The organism is Planococcus sp. CAU13, from assembly GCF_000775575.1.
In the GTDB taxonomy this organism is placed as follows: Bacteria; Bacillota; Bacilli; order Bacillales_A; family Planococcaceae; genus Planococcus.
Map to the genome: position 1 here is coordinate 1 of NZ_JRGN01000269.1, position 758 is coordinate 758.

Below are 758 nucleotides of genomic sequence, written 5' to 3' on the forward strand. Positions count from 1 at the left end.
TGTAAACGTTCAGGTGGGCGGCGGCATCCGCACACGTGAAGATATTGCCTATTATCTGGACAACGGGGTATCCCGTGTCATTATCGGCAGCATGGCCATCCGCGAGCCGGACCGGGTCATTTCTTTTATCGAAGAATTCGGAAGCGACCGGATCGTCATCGGCATTGACGCCAAAGACGGGATGGCGGCAACGGAAGGCTGGATTGAAACTTCCACACAATCTGCCGCAGATGTAGCCCGTTTTTTTACGGCAAATGGGGCGAAGCATTTCATCTACACCGATATCGCGACGGATGGAACGCTGGCAGGCCCGAACATCAGCGCCAATCAACAATTGGTGGAAGCAGGGACGGCTGAAGTGGTTGTATCGGGCGGCATCGGGTCGATCGAAGATGTGAAGAGGGTCAAAGCGGCAGCGGTCGGCAGTGCCATTTCCGGCGTCATCATCGGCAAAGCCCTTTACGAAAAGCGGTTTACACTCGAGGAGGCGCTGACATGCTGACAAAACGCATCATTCCCTGCCTGGACGTAAAAGAAGGGCGCGTCGTCAAAGGCGTCAGTTTCGTCTCTCTGAAAGATGCAGGCGACCCGGTCGAGTTGGCGCGTTTTTATGATAAACAAGGTGCCGATGAATTGGTGTTCCTGGATATTTCCGCTTCACATGAAGGCAAGGAAACAATGGTGGAAGTGGTGAAGATCGTTGCCAGCGAATTGTCAATTCCGTTTACGGTGGGCGGCGGCATCCGTACACTCGATGA

At 54.0% G+C, this 758-nt stretch carries 2 protein-coding genes; both read left to right on the top strand.

All coding sequences use genetic code 11. From position 1 onward, the window contains the following. The coding region (locus tag KW93_RS12840) for a HisA/HisF-related TIM barrel protein (RefSeq protein WP_033543430.1) at window positions 1-502 on the top strand (502 nt) is incomplete at its 5' end. Then, the coding region (locus tag KW93_RS12845; protein ID WP_033543431.1) for a HisA/HisF-related TIM barrel protein at window positions 496-758 on the top strand (263 nt) is incomplete at its 3' end. The genes KW93_RS12840 and KW93_RS12845, both read left to right, overlap by 7 nt.